The 4,738-nt window shown below is 69.4% G+C and carries 5 protein-coding genes; 2 read left to right on the top strand and 3 right to left on the bottom strand.

Annotated elements, in window-relative coordinates; genetic code table 11:
• Positions 1 to 140: 140 nt before the first annotated feature.
• On the bottom strand, positions 141 to 1,052 hold the full coding sequence (locus AW272_RS27375) for a helix-turn-helix domain-containing protein (protein ID WP_066370949.1): 912 nt from the start codon (positions 1,050 to 1,052) through the stop codon (positions 141 to 143).
• A gap of 181 nt (positions 1,053 to 1,233) precedes the next feature.
• On the opposite strand from AW272_RS27375, the gene AW272_RS27370 reads away from it, so the two are divergent.
• Entirely contained in the window at positions 1,234 to 2,877 is a 1,644-nt protein-coding gene (locus tag AW272_RS27370; protein WP_066370947.1) for a serine hydrolase, read from the top strand.
• A gap of 8 nt (positions 2,878 to 2,885) precedes the next feature.
• On the opposite strand, the gene AW272_RS27365 is transcribed toward AW272_RS27370, so the two are convergent.
• Complete coding sequence (locus AW272_RS27365; protein ID WP_066371153.1) at positions 2,886 to 3,479, bottom strand: NADPH-dependent FMN reductase; 594 nt, start codon at positions 3,477 to 3,479, stop codon at positions 2,886 to 2,888.
• A 97-nt stretch (positions 3,480 to 3,576) separates the two neighbouring features.
• Between AW272_RS27365 and soxR the strand changes: the two genes are divergently transcribed.
• Positions 3,577 to 4,032, top strand: coding sequence for a redox-sensitive transcriptional activator SoxR (gene soxR, locus AW272_RS27360; protein ID WP_066370941.1), 456 nt, complete (start codon positions 3,577 to 3,579; stop codon positions 4,030 to 4,032).
• Between the two features lie 3 nt (positions 4,033 to 4,035).
• On the opposite strand, the gene lexA is transcribed toward soxR, so the two are convergent.
• A complete protein-coding gene (gene lexA, locus AW272_RS27355) occupies positions 4,036 to 4,704 on the bottom strand; it encodes a transcriptional repressor LexA (protein ID WP_218011090.1) in 669 nt (222 codons plus the stop codon).
• Positions 4,705 to 4,738: the final 34 nt, after the last annotated feature.

Genomic DNA, 4,738 nt, shown 5'->3' with positions numbered 1-4,738 from the left:
GCGAATTCACCCCATGCCCATTCAGCGAATAACGGCAGCTGACACCGAAAGCAGAGAGATCAGCTCATGGCATCGTAAAGAGATGGAGCCCATGGGCGACAACCCCTAACCTGGCCCCGGACCTGCACATTCATTGCGCTTTAGTAGGGGGGACGGAGCGCTTCGCGCTGCGCGGCGCCGAGGCGGTCGGGCCTCGGGGCGACGGCGTAGGCACCGTTCTCCAGTCGCTCGACGGCGAGCGGGTCGGCGAGGATCGGGCGGCGGCCGATCGCGTCGAGGGCGGCGGCCGCCCGCCGGGCCGGCCAGTCCAGCGCCGTGGCGAGGGCGCCCTCGGTGAGGGGGCGGGCGGCGTGCACCAGCGCGGCCACGACCGTCAGCGCGTCGCGCGCGGCGGCGTCGGTGAGGCCGCTGTCTTTCATCTGGTCGCTGATCCAGGAGAAGAACTGAGCCATCCGGCCCAGCCGGGTGCCCGCGGGCGTGCCGGCGCCGAAGATCTCGATCCCGTCCCGCGCCGCCGCCGCGACCTCGGCGTGGGCCCCGGTGTCGGATTCGAAGGCGCGGAGCCAGACGTCGTCGTCGATCACGTAGCGCTCGCGGCGGCCCTCTTGGGTGCGCCTGACCAGCTCGGTCGCCTCCAGGTAGCCGATGGCCTTGGACACCGACGCCGGACTGACCCGTAGCGCCCGGACCAGTTCGGCGGACGTCAGGCTCCCGGACTCGGCGGTGAGCAGGCCGACGAACACGTGCGCGGGCATCCTCGGAAAGCCGGTCGCGACCAGCAGCGTCGCGAACCGCTCGACGAACCCTGGCACGGCCCCGTCTACCGGTGGCTCCGTGGCCTGAACCGGTCTGCGGCGGCGGGCGCGCTGCCCGGCGGTCTGCTGGGCACGGTCGGCCAGGTAGCCGCCGTGGACGCTGTTGCGCGCCACCTCGCGGCTGATCGTGGACGTGGGCCGGCCCAGCCGCCGGGCGATCTCGGCGTATCCCAGCCCCTCGTCCAGCCAGACCGCGATCTGCCGGCGGTTCTCATGGGTCAGCCTGCCTCCGGGCATCGGCGCGCCCTCCTTCCCGGGGTGCGTTCACCGGCACCACATCGCAACGGCGGTCAACCTGCAATTGCATTCATCACCAATGTTGTTGCAACGATTGACGAGAAAGCCCAGTATTTCCGGTTTTCATCGTTGATGATACGCGAAACGCAACGTAGCCTTCACTCGCCCCGAAAGGATGAGAATGGATGTGAACCGGATTCGAGCACGCGTCGCCGAGCTGCTCGCGGACTACCGGATCCCGAGCGCCGCGATCGGCGTGCTCCACGACGGAGAGATCACCGACTTCGCCGTCGGCGTCAAGAACATCGCCACGCGGGACCCCGCGATGCCCGGCACCGTCTACCAGTGCGGCTCCGTCTCCAAGACCTGGACCGCCCTGGCCTTCATGCGGTTGGTGGACGAAGGGAAGGTCGCCTTGGACGAGCCGGTGCGGACCTACCTCCCCGATTTCCGGGTCGCCGACCCGAACGTCGGCGCCAGGGTCACGCCCCGCCACCTCCTCAACCACACCAGCGGCATCGAGGAGGACTTCGGAGATCCGGGCGAGGGCGACGACGTCTACGAACGCATGGTGGCGAACATCGCCGACGCCCGCCAGGTCCACCCCTTGGGCCACACCCACGGCTACAGCACGGCCCTCGGCTACGCGATCCTCGCCCGCGTCATGGAGGTGATCGACGGCAGGCGGTGGGACGACATCGTCAAGGACCGCCTGTTCGACCCGTTGGGGCTGACCTCGACGACCAGCAGGCGCGAGCACGTCGACCCGGATCGGGCCGCGACCGGCTACCTGATCCGATCCCTCGAAGAGGGCCCCTTCCTCTCCCCGCTGGATCACCTGCCGCGTTCCTTCGGCCCGGCGGGCAACGTCAACACGACGGCCCGCGACCTGCTCACCATGGCGTCCGTCTTCCTCAACGAGGGAACGGCGCCCAACGGGACCAGGATCGTCTCCCCCGGCATCATCCGCGAGATGACGCGGTCGCGGGTCCCGATTCCCGACCCGTACATGTTCGGCGCGGAATGGGCGCTCGGCCTCATCGTGGGCGACTGGCACGGCCAGACCGTCTACGCCCACGACGGCAGCGCGATCAGCCAGAGCGCCCGCCTGCGGATCCTGCCGGAATCGAACATCGCCGTCGCGATGCTGGCCAACGCCGGTCCACGCGACAGCTTCTACCGCGAGGTGTTCAACGAGATCCTGACCGACCTCGGCGCGCCCACGATCCCCGGCCTGCCGGCGCCCGACCCGGCCCTGGCCCTCGATTTATCCAGGTACGAGGGCTCCTACGAGCGCCCCGGCACCCGCTACGACGTGACGGCCGAACACGGGAAACTGCGCCTGCGATTCACCCTGAACCCCATGGAGGCGCAGCTCCTCGACAAACCGGAACAGCTCGACTACGAACTACTCCCGATCAGCGAGACCCATTTCCTGATGCCCTCGGACGATCCGCTGGAAGACCCTCAGACCGTCGCGATCTACGACTTCAAGAATGGCGCCGCGCAGTATCTCCACATCAATTGCCGGGTGAATCCCAGAGCCGATGAGAAGGATGCCACGATGCACGTGATGGCCGTTTCCACGATTTCCGAGAACGACGCTTTCTGGGATTCCCTGAAGCAGGCGTACGGCCGGCTTCCGAAGGGCGCCACCTGGACGATGGCGGTGGCGAGCACCGACGGGACCAAGGCGGTGAACGTGATCGTCCACGACTCGGTCGACGGCGTGCGGACCTTCTTCGAGGGCCACGTCGGCCCCTTCGCCACGACGGAGTACTTCGAGGCCGACGCGGCCAACGCCGTCGGCCTCCCCCAGAAATAGGGCGCGTCTCAGGCGGCGTAGGGGCGGGCGGTCCTGCCCTCGCGCAGGGTCCTGGCCCACCAGGTGAGCTGGTCGAGCATGGTCTTGGCGGCGCCGTTGCAGCCCTCGGGGCTGATCGGGACGCCGTCGCCGTCGAACTGGCGCCAGGCGCCGTGGAAGCTGACAGTGTCGCGGATGCCGACCGCGTGGAGTTCGGCGAAGACCAGGCGCAGGTGCTCGACCGCCCGCAGGCCGCCGGACAGGCCGCCGTAGGAGACGAAGCCGACGGGTTTGACGTGCCACTGCGGGCCGTGCCAGTCGATGACGTTCTTCAGGGCCGCCGGGAAGCTGTGGTTGTACTCCGGGGTCACGATGACGAACGCGTCGGCCGCGTCCAGCCGGGGGGTCAGCGACGCCAGCGCCCGCGCCGCCTCCGGGGCCGGCGCGGTCCCGAACGCCGGCATCACCATCGGCAGGTGGACCTCGGCCAGGTCGATGACGTCGACGTCCAGGTCCTCGCGCGGGCGGGCCTGGTCGGCGAACCATCGGGCGACGGTCGGGCCGAAACGGCCCTCCCGGACGCTGCCGACGATGACTGCGAGCCGGATCGGTTCCGCGGGCATGATGAAGCCTCCATGAGTGTCAGGGTTCCGGTGCTGGTCGCGCCGTGTGCCCAGCCTCATACCTCAACCGAGGTTCATGTCAAGCTAGGGTCGTCCCATGCCGGAACCCGCGAAGATCGCCAAGGAACTGACCATCGGCGAACTGTCCGAGCGCAGCGGGGTGCCCGCCTCGGCGCTGCGCTTCTACGAGCGGCAGGGGCTCATCGCCAGCCGCCGGACGACCGGCAACCAGCGCCGCTACCACCGCACCACGCTGCGCCGGGTGGCGTTCATCCGCGCCTCGCAGAGCGTCGGCATGCCGCTGTCGGTGATCGGCGGAGTGCTGGGATTCCTGCCGGAGGGTGTCCCGCCCACCCGGGAGTTCTGGGTCAGGGCGTCGGCGTGCTGGAGCGAGGAGATCGACGCCCGCATTGAGAAGATGGAGCGCATGCGCGACCGCTTCACCGAGTGCATCGGCTGCGGCTGCCTGTCGTTCGAGCAGTGCGCGCTGGTCAACCCCGGAGACACCCTGGCGGAACGGGGGCCGGGCCCCCGCCGCCTGCTGGAACCGTGACCGTCAGAGGTTGCGCAGGACCGACACCACGATGCCCAGCACCGCGGCGTCGTCGCCGTCGATGACCTCGAAGGCGGGGTTGCGCGGCTCCAGGAACACGTGCCCGTCGCGCCGCCGGAACACCTTGACGGTCGCCTCACCGTCGATCATCGCGGCGACGATCTGACCCGAGTGCGCCTCGGGCTGCTGCCGGACCACGACGATGTCACCGTCGCAGATCGCCGCGTCGACCATCGAGTCGCCCCGCACCCGCAGCCCGAACACGGTCCCCCGGCCGGTGAGGTCGCGCGGCAGGGTCAGCGAGTCGTCCATGTATTGCTCGGCCGGGATGGGGACGCCCGCCGCGATGTCGCCGACCATGGGCACGCTCACCATGTCGGCGACGGGCCGCGGCGCGGGCTCGCGCAGGAACTCCCGCACGTCGATCGGCCTGGTCATCGCCGTGCCCCGGCGGAGGAAGCCCTGATCCTCCAGGACCTTCAGGTGCCTCGACACCGACGAGGACGACCGCAGCCCGACCGCGTCACCGATCTCCCGGGTGCTCGGCGAGTATCCGTGCCTGACCACCCAGTCTCGGATCGTGACGAGGATCCGCTGCTGCCGCGGCGACAGAGCCGAGGAATCGAGGTATTCGTACACGTCAGCGTCGTCGTAGGCGGTCACCTGCGTCATGCTAGAGGTCACCACCGACAGTTCCGCCCCCGGC

Source organism: Herbidospora mongoliensis (assembly GCF_001570545.1).
Classification (GTDB): domain Bacteria; phylum Actinomycetota; class Actinomycetes; order Streptosporangiales; family Streptosporangiaceae; genus Herbidospora; species Herbidospora mongoliensis.
Note: the sequence above shows the minus strand (reverse complement) of the source record. Positions and strands in the feature narration are given on the sequence as shown.

Coding starts and splice junctions, on each gene's coding strand:
- AW272_RS27375 (WP_066370949.1), bottom strand. CDS start 1,052: ATGCCCGGAGGCAGGCTGACCCATGAGAACCGCCGGCAGATCGCGGTC.
- AW272_RS27370 (WP_066370947.1), top strand. CDS start 1,234: ATGGATGTGAACCGGATTCGAGCACGCGTCGCCGAGCTGCTCGCGGAC.
- AW272_RS27365 (WP_066371153.1), bottom strand. CDS start 3,479: ATGCCCGCGGAACCGATCCGGCTCGCAGTCATCGTCGGCAGCGTCCGG.
- soxR (WP_066370941.1), top strand. CDS start 3,577: ATGCCGGAACCCGCGAAGATCGCCAAGGAACTGACCATCGGCGAACTG.
- lexA (WP_218011090.1), bottom strand. CDS start 4,704: ATGACGCAGGTGACCGCCTACGACGACGCTGACGTGTACGAATACCTC.